13 protein-coding genes are annotated in these 16,441 nt (G+C 42.9%); 6 read left to right on the plus strand and 7 right to left on the minus strand.

The features are described from left to right. The 5 genes from FAY33_RS11085 to FAY33_RS11105 all read right to left on the minus strand — a co-directional run bounded on the left by FAY33_RS11085 (position 1) and on the right by FAY33_RS11105 (position 3,282). The gene (locus FAY33_RS11085; protein ID WP_143321293.1) at positions 1-807 is read right to left on the minus strand and encodes a metal ABC transporter permease; all 807 of its coding nucleotides are present in this window, start codon (positions 805-807) and stop codon (positions 1-3) included. Continuing rightward, on the minus strand, positions 794-1,501 hold the full coding sequence (locus FAY33_RS11090; RefSeq protein ID WP_143321294.1) for a metal ABC transporter ATP-binding protein: 708 nt from the start codon (positions 1,499-1,501) through the stop codon (positions 794-796). The genes FAY33_RS11085 and FAY33_RS11090 overlap by 14 nt, the downstream gene beginning before the upstream one ends. A gap of 21 nt (positions 1,502-1,522) precedes the next feature. Next, positions 1,523-2,476, minus strand: coding sequence for a metal ABC transporter substrate-binding protein (locus FAY33_RS11095; RefSeq protein ID WP_143321435.1), 954 nt, complete (start codon positions 2,474-2,476; stop codon positions 1,523-1,525). A gap of 63 nt (positions 2,477-2,539) precedes the next feature. Continuing rightward, positions 2,540-2,851 carry an AraC family transcriptional regulator gene (locus FAY33_RS11100; protein WP_143321295.1) on the minus strand — a complete coding sequence of 104 codons (312 nt, stop codon included), beginning with the start codon at positions 2,849-2,851 and terminating at the stop codon, positions 2,540-2,542. Between the two features lie 23 nt (positions 2,852-2,874). Continuing rightward, positions 2,875-3,282: a transcriptional repressor gene (locus tag FAY33_RS11105; protein ID WP_143321296.1), complete on the minus strand. Its 408-nt coding sequence runs from the start codon at positions 3,280-3,282 to the stop codon at positions 2,875-2,877. A gap of 149 nt (positions 3,283-3,431) precedes the next feature. Between FAY33_RS11105 and FAY33_RS11110 the strand changes: the two genes are divergently transcribed. From FAY33_RS11110 to FAY33_RS11125, 4 genes are all read left to right on the plus strand, one after another. Further along, the gene (locus tag FAY33_RS11110; RefSeq protein ID WP_143321297.1) at positions 3,432-5,240 is read left to right on the plus strand and encodes an aminotransferase class I/II-fold pyridoxal phosphate-dependent enzyme; all 1,809 of its coding nucleotides are present in this window, start codon (positions 3,432-3,434) and stop codon (positions 5,238-5,240) included. 16 nt (positions 5,241-5,256) lie between these two features. Beyond that, positions 5,257-5,844, plus strand: coding sequence for a class I SAM-dependent methyltransferase (locus FAY33_RS11115; RefSeq protein WP_143321298.1), 588 nt, complete (start codon positions 5,257-5,259; stop codon positions 5,842-5,844). 352 nt (positions 5,845-6,196) lie between these two features. Continuing rightward, on the plus strand, positions 6,197-7,375 hold the full coding sequence (locus FAY33_RS11120) for a site-specific integrase (protein ID WP_143321299.1): 1,179 nt from the start codon (positions 6,197-6,199) through the stop codon (positions 7,373-7,375). Positions 7,376-7,495: 120 nt separating this feature from the next. Next, positions 7,496-9,172 (plus strand): HAMP domain-containing methyl-accepting chemotaxis protein, encoded by a 1,677-nt coding sequence (locus FAY33_RS11125; protein WP_143321300.1) that lies wholly within the window; start codon positions 7,496-7,498, stop codon positions 9,170-9,172. An 84-nt stretch (positions 9,173-9,256) separates the two neighbouring features. Here the strand turns inward: FAY33_RS11125 and FAY33_RS11130 are convergent, their stop codons facing one another. Both FAY33_RS11130 and FAY33_RS11135 read right to left on the minus strand, forming a co-directional pair. Then, the gene (locus FAY33_RS11130; protein WP_143321301.1) at positions 9,257-11,143 is read right to left on the minus strand and encodes an ABC-F family ATP-binding cassette domain-containing protein; all 1,887 of its coding nucleotides are present in this window, start codon (positions 11,141-11,143) and stop codon (positions 9,257-9,259) included. Positions 11,144-11,211: 68 nt separating this feature from the next. After that, positions 11,212-13,833 carry a cation-translocating P-type ATPase gene (locus FAY33_RS11135; protein ID WP_347562690.1) on the minus strand — a complete coding sequence of 874 codons (2,622 nt, stop codon included), beginning with the start codon at positions 13,831-13,833 and terminating at the stop codon, positions 11,212-11,214. Between the two features lie 533 nt (positions 13,834-14,366). On the opposite strand from FAY33_RS11135, the gene FAY33_RS11140 reads away from it, so the two are divergent. Both FAY33_RS11140 and FAY33_RS11145 read left to right on the plus strand, forming a co-directional pair. Further along, complete coding sequence (locus tag FAY33_RS11140) at positions 14,367-15,770, plus strand: AAA family ATPase (protein WP_143321302.1); 1,404 nt, start codon at positions 14,367-14,369, stop codon at positions 15,768-15,770. Then, entirely contained in the window at positions 15,754-16,440 is a 687-nt protein-coding gene (locus tag FAY33_RS11145) for a hypothetical protein (RefSeq protein ID WP_143321303.1), read from the plus strand. The genes FAY33_RS11140 and FAY33_RS11145 overlap by 17 nt, the downstream gene beginning before the upstream one ends. Position 16,441: the final 1 nt, after the last annotated feature.

A 16,441-nucleotide genomic window follows, 5' to 3' on the forward strand; every position in this document is an offset into this window, starting at 1 on the left:
CTACCCCTTCACCCCGGATAACTTCTTCCAGATAAAACAAAGAAGAAGGAAGACAACTCCCACGAGAACAATGGTCCCTCCCGGCTTTAATCCAAGATAATAAGCCAGAACCAGACCAATCATCATAAATACCACATCAAAGCACACTGCATAAATAACTGTCTGTTTATAATTGTTTCCAAACTGCATGGCACAGGCAACGGGAATAACCATCATAGAAGAAACGATTAACGCTCCTACCGTCCTTGCAGCAATGGATACAGTAACTGCCGTCAGAATGGTAAAGATAAAATTCACTCTCTTTACAGGAACTCCTGCAAGCCGTGCGCTCCGCTCATCCAGCGCAATGTAGAACAGTTCTTTATATAAAAGGAAGAACAGAAGAAGAACGGTTAAGGACACTCCGATGACAAGATACATCTCCAGATCACTAATGGCAACAATGCTTCCAAATAAAAAGCTGTTAAAGTTCGCCGAATTCTTAACAAAACCGGATAACACACCGGCAAGCCCAATGCCGGCAGACATCATAATGGCAATGGACATCTCAGAATAACGTGGCAGCTTTCTTCGAATCCCTTCAATACCAAAAGCCGCAATAATACAGGCGGCTGCTGCACCGGCAACCGGATTGATTCCAAGAATCAATCCAGCCGCCACCCCAGCCAGGGAAGTATGGGAAAGCGCATCTCCAATCATGGACAGCCGCTTTAACACAATCACAACACCAATGCAGGGGATGACCATGGCAAGCAAAATGCCTACTAAAAACGCCCTCTGCATAAATCCATAACTAAGCATTCCCATGGCACATCTCCTCCTTTTCCTGCGATACCTGTCTCATGATTCCTTCTTCCAGCTCCCACACATCATCAGCAAGACCTGCCAGACAGCTTCTGTCATGAGTTACCATAAAAACAGTCACTCCTGCCTTCTGGTTAAATTCTTTAATCAGGCGGTAAAACTCTTTGGTATTGGCTTCATCCACTCCTGAAGTCGGCTCATCAAAAACCAGCAGATCCGGACTGTTAACCAGTGCCCGTGCTAATAAAACCCGTTGCTGCTGCCCTCCTGAGAGTTTCCCAATCAGCCGTCTTTTATAAGATTCCATTCCAACCTGACAGAGTGCATCATACACCAGTTCTTTCTCCTTTTTCCCGCCAAAACGGAACAGACCGATCCTGCTGTATAAATTCGCCTGAACAATTTCCTCTACTGATGCCGGAAAATCCTTATAACCAGCCATTCCATTCTGAGGTACATACCCCACCCGGCTCCAGTCCTTAAACTGTTTTATCTCCTGATCCATCAGCTTCATGCTTCCAGACTCTCCTGTTATAGGCAGTTCCCCTAACAGTATTTTTATTAATGTACTTTTTCCAGCACCATTGGCACCGATCAAAGCGGCGAACCGCCCCTGTGGGACCACCAGGTTAATACCCTTTAAAACAGGTGTATCACCATAGGAAAAAGTCAGGCTTTTTATATCTATCGCATTCACAATCCTTACTCCCGTCTCTATTTACTCAAGTGCTTCTTTTAAAGCGGCAAGATTCTTTTCCATAATGGAAATATAATCTTCTCCTGCCTTTATTTCTTCATCGCTTAATCCCTCTACAGGATTTAAAACCTGGGTTTTGGCTCCTGTTTCCTTCGCAACCACTTCTGCTACTTTAGGGCTTACCAGCTCTTCAAAAAAGATGGTCTTCACCTGATTTTCTTTCACGAAATCAATGATCTCAGCCATTCTTGCCGGATCCGGTTCGGAATCTGGTGTCAGCCCTTCAATTCCCATCTGGGTTAACCCATAGGCACTGCATAAGTATCCGTAAGCTTCATGGGATACCACAATCGACTTGTTGGGAAGAGCTGCCAGTTCTTCCTGAAAGGACTTGTCAAGAGCATCAAGCTTTTCTGCATAAGTTTTATAATTGGACTCATAATAATCCTTATTGTCCGGGTCTGCATTTACAAGCGCATCCTTAATATTCTCCATCTCTTTTTTGGCATTTTTCGGGTCCAGCCAGACATGAGGATCAAATTTCTCCTCATGATCTCCATCTTCTTCTTTTTCATCTTCCTCATGACTATGACCTTCTCTCAAGGTTATTCCTGTAGATGCTTCTACCACGATCAGATCTTGATTGTTCAGACTTTTTAAAACATCCTCTGTCCAATGCTCCATGCCTGCTCCGCTGTATACAAATACATTGGCAGCTTCCAGATTGACAATATCACGGGTTCCTGGTTCCCAGTCGTGAGGTTCCATTCCTGCTGGAACCATATTTGTTACATTGACCTTATCCCCGCCTACTTTTAAAGTAAAGTCATATACAGGGTAAAAACTTGTCATGACATTTATTTTATCATTTTTTGCTTCGCTTTTCTTCTCTCCCGTACAACCGGAAAGCATGGCGCCTGAAACAAGCACCAGAAGAGCCAGCATACAACCGGTTTTCATCTTATTTTTCTTCATCATTCATTCTCCTGTTTTCTTCCTCATTTTTCATCTGATACGCCTTTTCATTTCCTATATGCTTCAATTATTTAACCGCACCTTCAGGCGTACAAGGGAAAACGGACGAAGATAAAGACCTGCAAAGTAAATTCTCGCAAGATTTTCCGCACTGATCAATGCGACAATCATGCTTAATCCCAGTCCTATCACTCCCGAAATCAGATGAATGGTTCGAATACAGGTCTGAATCTCTGCACAGACATGGCAGCCTGTTCCAATACAGTCATGTTGAAAGTGAGTCAGTACAAAAAAGGATGAGAAAAAGAGAGTGACTGCCAAAAGCAGAGCCAGAAGAAGCGCTCCGCTGCGCCTGCTGTTTTTTAAATACTTCATGTGTCCCTCTCTCTCCTTTCTTTTTATTGGCTGCACTGACTGCAATAGCCGTAAAGTACCATATGGTGCTGATCCAGTTGGAATCCATGATCCTCATGAATATGTTCATAAAATGCATCCAGTCTGGAACATTCCAAAGGAATAATACTGCCGCACTTTAAACACACCAGCTTTCCCACATTCCAGCTTAATTCTTCCCCTATATAGCGGAATTGTGCCTTGGACCCGTCAACCGATGGAATCTTAACCACCATCCCATCCTCTGTCAGACGTTCCAAAGCCCGGTAAACCGTAGTCTGCCCAACATGAATCCCATCACGGTGAAGGCTTTCCATAAACTGTTCTACTGTGCTGAATCTTTCTTTTTGTTTTTTTAAACAGCTAAGGATCAGTTCCTGCTGTTTTGTCCGGTATCTGCCTCTCTCTGCCATTTTCTTCCCTCGTTTCGAAATCAGAAATCATTTTCATATTATAGCACTCTCCCGGAGATTGTCAAGTTTCTTATTGACAATGATGGAAGAACCTGCTATTATGTTCATAAATTACTCATTAATTATATTTTTGAACAAAGGAGAGTGTCATGCAGGCTATCATTCTCGCTGCCGGTATGGGGCGCCGGCTCAAGCAATTAACGGAACACCAACCCAAATGTATGGTAAAGGTAAACCAGGTTCCAATGATTGAACGCATGTTAAAGCAACTGGATCATTACCATTTCAATAAGATCATTCTGGTAACTGGCCACGAAGGAGAACAATTAAAATCATTTGTCCGCTCTCTCGCCATACATACCCCAGTCACCTTCATTGACAATCCGGTCTACCAGACCACCAATAACATTTATTCCCTTTACCTGGCAAAAGACCATCTGCTTGAAGATGATACACTGTTGCTGGAATCCGACTTGATCTTTGAACAGGAGGTCCTGACCCAGATCATCAATGACCCCTATCCCAATCTGGCACTGGTGGCTCATTTTGAAAGCTGGATGGATGGAACCGTGGTTCTTTTGGATCAGCAGGATAATATTATGAAGTTCCTTACCAGGAAGGATTTCCGCTTTGAAGACATTCATTCCTATTATAAAACAGTAAACATCTATAAATTCAGCAAAGGATTTTCGTCTACTCACTACGTTCCTTTCCTGGAAGCTTACAGCAAAGCTCTTGGGAATAACGAGTACTATGAGCAGGTATTGAAGGTAATCTCTCTGTTAGATGATCATGACTTAAAGGCAAGCCGCCTGGAAAACAGATTCTGGTATGAAATCGACGATGAACAGGATCTGGACATTGCAGAATCCATTTTTACCGACTCCCAGAGCCGTTTTGCCAGACTTTCCAGCCGATACGGAGGCTTTTGGCGCTATCCCGGACTTTTGGATTTCTGCTATCTGGTCAATCCCTACTTTCCCAACAGCCGCCTGATGGGAGAAATCAAAGCAAGCTTTGAAGCACTGTGTACCAGTTATCCTTCCGGGCTTGATGTCAACAACTTACTTGCCGCCAAATCCCTGGGGCTTGAGAAAAACCAGGTTCTTACCGGAAACGGAGCCGCCGAACTGATTAAACCTTTAATCCGTTCTTTTCCCAAAGGGGTGGGTGTGATCAAACCTTCCTTTGAGGAATACGGCAACTGTGCCCGTTTCCCCGTTCCATTTTTTGTCTCCACACCTGACTTTACCTATACAACCAGAGACATTATGGACTTTTATCAGGATAAAGAACTAAGTGCCATCGTTTTAGTAAACCCGGATAATCCTACCGGAAGCTATTTAAAGAAGTCAGAAGTGCTGGCTCTTGCCGCCTATTGTAAAAAAAGAGATATCTGTCTCATACTGGACGAATCCTTTTTAGACTTTTCTTCTGCGGAAGAGGAACCTTCTCTCATGAATCAGGAGACTTTAAATGCTTATCCCAATCTGGTTTTAATTAAGAGTATTTCAAAATCTTATGGAGTTCCAGGACTCCGGCTTGGAATCCTGGCCTGCAGTGATCCGGAGATTGTCCGTCTGGTAAGAGAAGAACTGCCGGTATGGAACATCAATTCCCTGGCAGAATATTTCCTTCAGATCTTTGAAAAATATCAGTCCGACTACAAAGATGCCTTAAAGAAATTTAAAACTACCAGAAAGAAGATGTATGAGGACCTTTGTTCCATCCGTCAGCTCAAGCTATATCCCTCAGAGGCAAACTTTATTCTCTGCGAGATCACAGACGGCTGCTCTGCTACACAGATTGCAGAACTGCTTCTAAACCGCTATAACATTCTGATCAAAGACCTGTCCCAAAAAACAGGCTTGGAAGGAAGAGAGTTTATCCGCATCGCAGTCCGTACTCAGGAAGACAATGAACGACTTGCAGATGCACTAAAACATATATTACGCTAATAAGGAGGCTATTAAGATGAATGCACAAGAAACAAACAAAGAAAGCTGGAAACAGATCTGGACCCGGAAAGGAAAAGCAGACGGTTCCATTACCGATCTTCTGGCTTATGACGGATACGAAGCCACTCATGTGAACATGGAAGAAGTATCAAGAGAAATCATCAAAAGACTGGATATCCGCAAAGAAGATAAGGTTCTGGAAGTCGGTTGCGGAGCCGGTGCACTGGCACAGTATCTGGATTGTGACTATGTGGGCATTGACTATTCTCCCACTCTGGTAGAAAAGCACATTGAACTGTTACATAACTCTGTTTTGACAGGGGAAGCCGCAGATCTGCCTTTTAAAGACAAGTCTTTTGATAAAGTGATCTGCTACGGTGTTTACCTTTATTTTGAAAATAAAGAATATGCGGCTGCCGCCACAAAAGAACTTCTCCGTGTTGCAAAAAAAGGAGTGTTAATCGGAGAAATCCCCATGCGTTCCCATAGAGACGAACACCTCTTATTCCAAAAAGATGAATTTGACGGCTGGGAAATCAGCGACGGCTTTTACGATCCATACCGAAAAGACAGATTTAATGCTGTATACCGGTTCTCATTATAATAAGAAGAAAAAGGCAGTAAATCCACTTATGGATTGCTGCTTTTTTTATTTTTTCTACTCTTATAATTCTTACCGTTTAAATGGTAAAATTTAGGTATGGTAAATTTTAGAATAACGATTATACTTAGATAGACATATCTCAGACAGGCGCAGTTTAACTAAAACCATGTCGCAGTTTTTGGACAAATTTCGACATTATAGATTATATAATACTCGATTATTGTTTGTCAATCCTAACAAAAATTGTATTGATGATAGAAATTAAACACATATAAACAAAAAATGTAAAGCATTTTAAGGCGATTTTATTGTAATCGCCGTCAAAAATTACGTCAAAAGGAGATAGCCATCAATGCCAAGAAGAGGGGAAAATATATATAAGAGAAAAGATGGACGGTGGGAAGGCCGTTTGTTAAAACCAGAAGGCAAATACCAGTACTTCTACGGAAAAACCTATCGGGAAGCAAAGGAAAAGATGAAACTCTTTCTGGAAAACAAGCCAGCGGCTCCAGATATAAATTCCAAACCAGAGACAAAGGCGGCAGACCTGTTTCTGTCATGGTTAGAATGCAGAGCCATCCACAGGGTAAAACCTTCTACCTATGAAAGTTACTATCACTGCATCCAAAAATATATCATACCATTCTATCAAAATGACGGTTATAGAGATATATCGGAAGATACCGTTTCAATCTTTAGCATAAATATAACCAAAGATTCTTCTCTATCCGATGCTTATAAAAAAAAGATACTGACTGTTTTTAAAACGGCACTGCGCGAAATCCTTCTCGACCAGAAAGAAGCTTCCGTTATTCTTCAATCCATAAAAATGCCCAAAACAGAACAGAAAGAAGTACCAATATTTACCAGAAACGAACAGCGTCTGATTGAATGGACCGCCATGAATGATGGAGATAAACGGGCACTTGGCATTGTACTATGCTTTTACACAGGAATTCGGCTTGGAGAACTTTGTGGTTTAAGATGGTCTGACTTTGACCTGGAGGCGGCAACCATGTCTGTAAAACGCACGGTTTCCAGAACTAAGAATTTTAAGAATTCAGATAAGAAAACAATTCTTCACATAGGAACGCCTAAGAGCCGGACTTCGATCAGAAAGATTCCGCTCCCCGCTTTTCTCATTCCCATTGCCAGACAGTATGAACTGACAGGCAAAAAGGAGGACTGTTACATATTATCGGGCAATGATACCCCTATTGATCCGAGAGCCTATCAAAAGCTATATAAAAAAATATTAGTAAAGGCAGGAATGAAAGACCGAAAGTTTCATTCCACCCGGCATACCTTTGCGACAAGAGCACTGGAACTTCATGTTGATATTAAAACAGTCAGTGAAATCCTTGGACATTCCAGTGTAGCAATTACCATGAATGTTTATGCACACTCACTCATGGAACAAAAAAAAATAGCCATTGATAAGTTCAACGACATGTATATTGCCAGCACCGCTCCCCAGCCATTCGCCGTCACAATCCCCGTCACAACAGTTTTACCCCCTTTCACTCCTTAAATATAGTAAGGCAGGCACAGTCTTAGTTAAACTGCGAATCCCACATGCACAAAACCAACACCCTTTTGCAGAAAAATGGAAAAATTCATACAAAAGATAAAATCTCAGGAGGTTCTCAGCATGAAAAATTTTAGGGATTTCAGCATTGGCAAAAAACTGCTAGCCGCTTCTTTCAGCATGGTATTTATGATGTTTATCATCGGCGGTGTAGGAATTGCCGGCATGATCCGAATCAATCAGATGGATACATACTTGTACGAAAACCGTACAGCCCCCATCAATGAGCTGTTCCATGCCACCAAAAACCTTTATAAACTCAAGGTAGATCTTAATGCCATGGCGAATCACACCGGCAACCAGCAGGAACTGGCAGAAATAGAAGGACGCTATCAGGAAGAGAAAAAACTCTTCAAAGATTATGCAGTTGAATACAGAAAAACCCTGGCAACAGACAAAGGAAGGGCATTGGTCGATGACTCCATAAAACTCTTTGACCAGTCCTTTGATCCCACCATAGAACGATGTCTGGAGGCAGCAAAAGCGGGTAATACCAAAGCTGCTTTATCCGCACTTGACAGCGAAGCCGAGAACATTGAAAAAATCTATGATAATATGGATCAGTTAATCGAACTGCGTATGAACAGCGCCAAAGAGACCAGCCAGAGCAACGATTCCATTGCAACGGTTATTACCGTGGTTCTATGTCTGATTCTGGTACTGGGTATTGTAGTTGCCCTCTATTTAAGCCTTAGAATCTCAAAGATGATCAGCACTCCTATTGGACAGGTTGTCTCAGCCGCCAAGAAAATCTCCATGGGTCATGTGGATATTGATTTAAATGATATTGATTCCAAGGATGAAACCGGCGAACTTGCGGCTGCATTCAACGAGATGCTCAAAGGAATCCGGGAACAGGTACAGATTGCAGAAGACATCAGCAACGGCGATTTTACACAGGAAGTTCCCGTCCGGTCCGAAGAAGATGTCCTGGGACTGGCTCTCCGTAAGATTGAAAATGACTTAAATCATACCATGGTTTTAATCCGTATGTCTGCCGAAGAAGTCAACACCGGTGCGGAACAGGTTTCTTCTGCTGCACAGGCGCTTGCTTCTGGTTCCACAGAACAGGCAGCAACCGTAGAAGAACTGAACGCCTCCATCAATACAGTCACAAAACAGGCGGAGGACAATGCCAACAACGTCCGTCTTGCAACCACTTATGTACAGGAAAGCGGCACAGGTATCGCTGCCAGCAACGAATATATGGAGAAGTTAAATACCTCCATGGCAAGAATCGGTACCGCTGCCACAGAGATCTCCAACATTACAAAAGTCATTGAAGACATTGCATTCCAGACAAATATTCTGGCCCTCAATGCTGCCATTGAAGCTGCCCGTGCCGGAGATGCCGGCAAAGGATTTGCAGTGGTTGCCGATGAGGTGCGCAATCTTGCCATAAAATCAGCAGAGGCTGCAAAAGAAACTGCAAACCTGATCAACCATTCTGTAGAGGCTATAACAGAAGGGGAACATATGGCTTCGGAAACCTCTAATATTCTAAAAGAAGTTTTCACCAAAGCACAAATGGTTGATCAGGCGATTCAGGAAATTGAATCCTCCTCTTCCGGTCAGGTTCTTGCCATTGATGAGATTAATCAGGGACTGACACAGGTATCTTCTGTGATCCAGACCAATGCTGCAACCGCAGAGGAAAGTTCTGCTTCCAGTGAAGAACTGGCTGCACAGGCACAGACACTGATGCAGGAGGTTTCAAAGTTCCAGTTAAAACAGATATAATAATTGTGATTGGAATCAACTGAATCAGGGATTGCTTAAAGCGTAGAATCATGACGAAACCTCTCGTCTGCTTCTACGCTTTTCCTACTCCCTCTCTCCCTCATAAGCGGCATCAAACCACTCCATACACCATGTTGTCCAGTCCTCCCAGGCATTGGTCCGTTCCAGAATTAACTTCTCGTACCGTTCTTTCTCCTGCCAGACCTCTCCTTCCCAGAATCCGGAAGAATTAACCCACTCATTTTTCATCTCTTCCATCTCATCAGTCAGCCTCTCCACCCGCTCTTTTGCAGGCAGAAGCTTTAAAAGAACAAGCCCCAGTTTCCAATCCAGGTAAGCATCCTCCGTAGAAATCTCCTTTAACCGGTGCCGTTCTGCCCTGGGAACCGCCTTCATTCCGGCAATCAAAGCCTGCTCCTCTGCCTTGATCCTGGCTCCTATGGATTCTCCGCTCTCAGCGCTACGGCTTCTCTCCAGATAATGTTCATAACCAAATGGATAATAAAATACAGACTGATCCTCAAACAGCAGAATGGATTCTGCTACTCTGTTAAGAAAATAACGGTCATGAGAAACAAAAAGAATGGTTCCCGTATAATTTCTGAATGCAGATTCCAATGTCTCTTTTGCCTGGATATCCATATGATTGGTGGGCTCATCCAGAATAAGAAAATTCGGTCTGCTCTGCAAAAGTTCCATAAGAACAAGTCTTGATTTTTCACCACCAGACAGCACATCTACTGATTTCTCCGCCTCTTTTCCACGAAACAGGTAAGACCCCAGAATACTTCTGAGCTCTTTTTCTGTCAAAGAAGGAAAAAGGTCATGAAAATGTTCTACCACTGATTTTTTGGAAGAAATCTCCGATGAATGCTGATCAAAATACCCTATTGTAATCTGGTTTCCCAGACAATATTCTCCTGATATTTTCGGAAGAAATCCGGCAACTGTCTTTAAAAAAGTAGTCTTGCCGGTCCCATTAGCTCCCAAAATCCCAATCTTTTGTCCTCTCCGGATTCTCATGGTAATCTCCGTAATCGGCCGGTCATAACCAATCTTTAAATGTTCTGATTCAAAAACCCACTTGCTTCCCAAAACGGCTGGTTCAATAGGAACCGTAAATGTATGAGCTTCATCCTCTCCAGGCATTTCTACCAGCTCAATCCGTTGGATTGCTTTTTTCTTTGCTCTGGCAAATGCCGCCTTTCGCGGTTTCTGTTTAAACCGTTCCACCAGATCATTTAAACGGTTAATCTCCTGCTGCTGCCTTTCGTATTCCTTTGTCCGAAGTCTTATAAACTTTTTCTTCTCCTCCCGGTACCGGGTGTAATTACCGGAATACCGGATAAGCTTTTTTTGCGATAACTCATAAACCACGGAAACCGTCTGGTCCAGGAAAAAGCGGTCATGGGACACCATGACAACTGCTTTTTCATACTGCTTCATATACTGTTCCAGCCATTCAATGGTTTGTACGTCCAAATGATTGGTAGGCTCGTCCAAAAGAAGAATATCCGGGCGTTTCAGCAAAAGACTGACCAAAGCAATCTTTGTCTGCTCTCCTCCTGAAAATTCTGAAAGTCTACGGCTTTTATCCGCCTTTCGAAACCCAAATCCTGTAAAGAGCCTGTCATATTCCCGTTCATAAGAAAATCGTTCCATGGAATAGGAATCCTGATAAGGACAGGAGGATAATAATTCTTCCTCCACTGTTTTGTCCTTATCCGAATATGCCTGCTGCTTTAAATAGCCAACCGTCAACGATCTGGAACTGGTAATTCCGCCACTTTTCCGCTTATCATCCCGATCCAGGAATAATTCCCCTGCAATCAGTTTTAACAGCGTGGTTTTCCCCGCCCCGTTGCTTCCCACCACTGCAATCTTTTCATTTCCTTTAATCTCAAAATCAATATGGGATAAGATCACATTTCCGCCGGCACTTACGGTGCCGTCTTTGATCTGATATAGCATGGCTGTGTCCTCTATTTCAATAATTTCTTATATTGTAACACAACTCTGCGGATTTTTTTACTTTATTTTCATCTCTCTCTGTTTTCTCTTCTAAAAATTTTGGTAAGCTGAATCACGAAGGTCGGCACCACACCAAGAGCATAGACACGGGCAACCTGACCGCCGTCTAAAGGAGTCACAGAGAAAAGCCCTGACAAAAACGGCACAAACAGCACCAGATTCAATAACAGCACACCAGCTGCAAAAGCTGCCAGACTATACCAGTTTGTTGAAAAACCAATTTTAAAAATAGAATATTTGCTTCTGCAGTTAAATCCATGAAATAACCGGGATAAGGTCAGAGTTGCAAACGCCATGGTGCTTGCTGCTGCAGGGTTTCCTGTCTCTAGTCCCATATGAAAAGCAGTCATGGTACAGGCAGCAATCAATGTTCCCTGTAACAGCAGTTTCATCAGAAATTCTCTGGTAAGAATCCCTTCTTTTGGATTTCTTGGCTTCTCTTCCAGAAGATCCTGCTCCGCAGGTTCCATACCAATGGCAATTGCCGGAAGAGAGTCTGTAAGCAGATTAATGAACAGCAGATGAACCGGAGCAAAGGGAATGGGCAGTGCAAACACTGAAGTATAAAGCACGGAAAGAATCCCGGCTGTATTGCCTGAAAGCAGAAATTGAATGGCATTTTTAATATTGCGGTAGACATTGCGTCCATTGGCAACTGCTTTCATGATTGTGGCAAAATTATCATCGGACAGAATCATGGAAGCGGCATCTTTGGAAACTTCCGTACCGGTAACTCCCATTGCTACTCCAATGTCCGCTTTCTTCAATGCCGGTGCATCATTGACCCCGTCTCCTGTCATGGCAACAATGCTGCCCCGCCTCTGCCATGCCTCCACAATGCGTATCTTATTTTCTGGAGAAACCCTTGCATAAACCGAAGTTTTTGTAATCTTCTGATCCAGTTCCTCTTCTGACATGGCATCCAGTTCAGTTCCAGTCACCGCAAGATCCCCATCTAAGAAAATGCCGATCTGTCTGGCAATAGCTGTTGCCGTAATCTTATGATCCCCTGTAATCATAACAGGGCGGATTCCTGCCCGTCTGGCATCAGCAACTGCTGCCTGAGACTCTTTCCTTGGAGGATCAACCATGGAAACAAGACCAAGGAAGGTAAAATCAGCCTCCGAATGAAACGAAAGCACATGATCTTGTTCCACTTCTTTATAAGCAAAACATAGAACACGAAGACCCTGCTCGGAAAAACTCTGATTCTGCAGGATAATTTCTTCCCTGTCTTTTTCTGTCAGTTCCCTTACCCCCTCCTGTGTACGGATAAAGGTCATTCGGTTTAGTAAAACATCCACTGCTCCTTTTGAAAGAACTGTAGGCACTCCATGAAGTTCATACTTTGTACTCATCAGTTTCCGCTGGGAATCAAAAGGAAGTTCTTCCAGCCGCTTCATCACATCTCTTAAAAAATTGTGATTTACGCTTACCCGCTCCGTCATTTCCAAAAGGGCATATTCCGTAGGATCACCAATCCCTTTTCCTTCTGCAAAAACAGAATCATTGGTCAGCACCGCATCGTAAATCAAATAACGGTGAAGCTGACTGGTAATATCTAATTCCTCTGGTTTTAAAATCTTCCCGTCAACGTATATTTGTTGTACCGACATCTGGTTCTGGGTAAGAGTTCCTGTCTTATCGGAACAGATTACCGAAACACATCCCAGACTTTCCACCGCTTTCAGTTCTTTCATAATGGCATGTTCCTTTGCCATTCTCTGGGTTCCCATGGCCTGTACAATGGTTACAATAGAACTTAAAGCTTCCGGAATTGCTGCCACTGCCAGTGCCACAGCAAACATTAGAGAATCTAAAACCGGCATGTTCCGGAATAAACCAAGTAGAAATACCAGCCCGCAGATGATCATAATTCCCACAGAAAGCCGGCTGGAAAACTGGTCCATACTCGCCTGCAAAGGTGTTTTCTTCTCTTTTGTTTCATTCATTAACCTGGCAATTCTGCCAATCTCTGTATCCATTCCTGTCGCTGTAATTACTACAACTGCTCTTCCATAGGTTACCAGACTGCCCGAATAAACCATGTTGGTCCGGTCAGCCAATGGTACCTGTTCCTCAATCACCTCCGACTCCTTATCTACATTGGCAGATTCTCCTGTGAGCGAACTTTCATTGACCTGTAGGGAATAATTTTTAATCACTCTTCCGTCCGCCACCACAATATCTCCTGCTTCTAAGGATATGATGTCTCCAGGAACCACAAACCTGGAAGCAATCTCTAACTTCTGTCCAGCCCTTACTCCCTTTGCACTGGGAGAAGACAAGGACTTTAAGCTGTCGAGAGATTTTTGTGCCTTTCCATACTGGACAGTTCCTAGCACTGCATTGAGCAGGATCACCGCCATAATTACAATGGTGCTCTCCGTATTTCCAGAAAACATGGAAATAACAGCCGCCACAATCAGTATCATAACCAGAAAATCCTTAAACTGGCCTATAAATACCTGCAGCATACTCTTTTTTCTTTCTTCCGAAAGAATGTTTTCTCCCTTTTCCACAAGAAGCTGCGCTGCCCTCTCAGGGCTTAATCCTTCCTCTGTGGTGCCAAGCTCCTTTAATACTACTTCTTCCCTCTTCTGATACCATTCCTTCAATTCTTCCTCCATTCTGCTGTCCCATGGATCAGCCTGAGAAAGAGTCTGACCGATCAGACTCTGGTGCTGATTCGCTGTCACTTCCGTGACCGTTTCCTTTAAAGCAATGTACATCCGGGAGTGTTTCTTTCTTTTACAGAAAATCCGCAGAACTTTTCCTACAAAAGAAAAGACTTTCAATGTACATATTCTGAAAAAACTTCTGCAGAATATGCACATTAAAAGTCTGGTAACCATCATATGGTATGCACTACCAGTCTGCCACAGGCATCCGGATGTTGACAGTGCATTTAAACTACTCCCTTTTAATGAACTATGTAATTGTTGTGTTTCGGTTTTGCTATTATACTTGAAATACTACCCCTTTGTCAATACAGGTAAAAATGAGGTCGAGAAGAAAACAGGGGAATATTTTTTTCAAATCAGCAGATAATAGTAGGAATCGAATAAAAATGTATCGAATCTAAAAATATTCTTGCTATATATAAGGAATATGATAGGATAGAATTACTTGAATATCTTAAAACAGGAAAGGATTTCAGCTTATGAATGACACTGCCGTCAGAATCAGTGAAATTGAAATATCAGGATTTAAAAACACCCAGTATGGGCGTATTGAAATGCCCTCCTCTATTGATAAAAACCATTTCTCCAACACTGCCGATATCCTTGGAATCTATGGACAAAACGGCTCTGGCAAAACAGCAATCATTGAAGCCATGTCCGTCATACAGATGCTTCTAACCGGCAATTCCCTTCCCAAAGAGACAAGCCATTACATCTCAGAGGACAAAGACTCCTGTACCATCCGTGTTAAATTCATGGTACAGTCTCCGGAAAAAGCCGCTCTGGCAGAATACACGGTACAGTTTGAACGATCAGAGGAGCAAGGACTGGCAATCTCCAGGGAAACCCTGACCTCTTCTTTGTGGAACGGGGAAAAATTCGAGACAAAACGTAATTTAATTGACTATTCCTGCGCTTCTAAAGGTCCTTTGTTCACACCTAGATACCGCTTTGAGGACTTGATCCGCACCAACGAAGAAAACTGGATTAATCTAAACGTTGCCAAAAGACTGGCGCAAAAAAATATGGTTTCCTTTCTATTTGGTCCAGAAGGAAAAAGTGTTTTCTTATCGGCTCCAGACCGGATCTCCCAGGACTATGCCTATTTAATAGACGGGCTGTCCCAGTATGCAGGCATGAACCTGTTTGTCATTACCAATGCCCATTCCGGTTCCATCAGCATGAATTTCATGCTTCCTTTTGCCTTTCGTCTGAAAGTGGGACAAACCATCACAAAAGGAGAACTTCCCATCCGTCTGGAAGGTCCATCGGTCATCACAAAAGAGCAGTATGACATTGTGGATCGGATTATCACAGATATGAACACGGTTCTTTCCGCCATGATACCAGGGCTCACCATCGGCATCCATAACTTTGGGGAACAATTAAACGAAAGAGGAAGAGAAGGATACAAGATACAGCTCATATCCAAACGGGATCACTTGATTATTCCACTGAGCTATGAATCAGAGGGAATCATTAAGATTATTTCCGTATTAAATGTGCTGATGTGCATCTACAATCATCCCTCCATGTGCCTGATTATTGATGAGCTGGATTCCGGAATCTATGAATATCTTCTGGGAGAACTGCTGTCTGTCATGGAAAAAGGCGCCAAAGGGCAACTGATCTTTACTTCCCACAACCTCCGTGCTCTGGAAATGCTCCACAAAAAAAGCATTGTTTTTTCCACTACCAACTCTTCAAATCGCTACATCCGTCTGCAGAATGTAAAAAGCAACAATAATTTAAGAGATTTGTATCTGAGAAGCATTACACTTGGAGGACAACGGGAAGAAATTTATGCAGAAACCGATACAGTAGAGATCGGAAGAGCATTCCGCCGTGCCGGGAAAGGGGTTTTTGATGGCTTTAAAAAGTAAAAAAGTGATTCTTTTTATTGCAGAAGGTCCTACCGATGAGGACACCCTAAGCCCTATACTCAAAAATATTTTAAAGGATCAGGAGATTCGTTTTCACATTGTCCACGGAGATATGACCAGCAACTGGTCTGTATCCGTAGACAATGTGGTGAAAACAGTCTGCGAACATATTGAAATCGAACGAAAACGATATGGATTCCAGAAAAACGATATTTTAAAAGTGATTCATCTGGTGGATACCGATGGAGTATTTATTCCCGATGACAGGATTATAAAGAGTAAAGGAAGAGATATCCGGTATTACGATGACCGGGTGGAAGCTTCCGTCCCCAGACGGGTTCTTGAACGGAATGAACGAAAATCCCAGATATTGTGCCGTCTAAGGCAAACCGGAAAGGTGGATACCATTCCTTACCGGATCTATTATTTTTCCAGAAATTTAGAACACGTTTTCCACAATAAAACGGAAAATCTGACCACGGAAGAAAAAGTGACTTTTGCAGATGAATTTGCAGATTATTACAGCTCCAATCCAGACAGTTTTCTATCCTTCTTATCCCATAGTGATTTTACAGTTACCGGAGATTATAAGGAAACCTGGGAGTTCATTGAACAAGGACTTCATTCCCTGGAACGTCACAGCAACTTCCATCTTTTATTTGAACAATAAC

This window comes from Clostridium sp. HBUAS56010 (genome assembly GCF_007115105.1).
In the GTDB taxonomy this organism is placed as follows: Bacteria; Bacillota; Clostridia; order Lachnospirales; family Lachnospiraceae; genus Lacrimispora.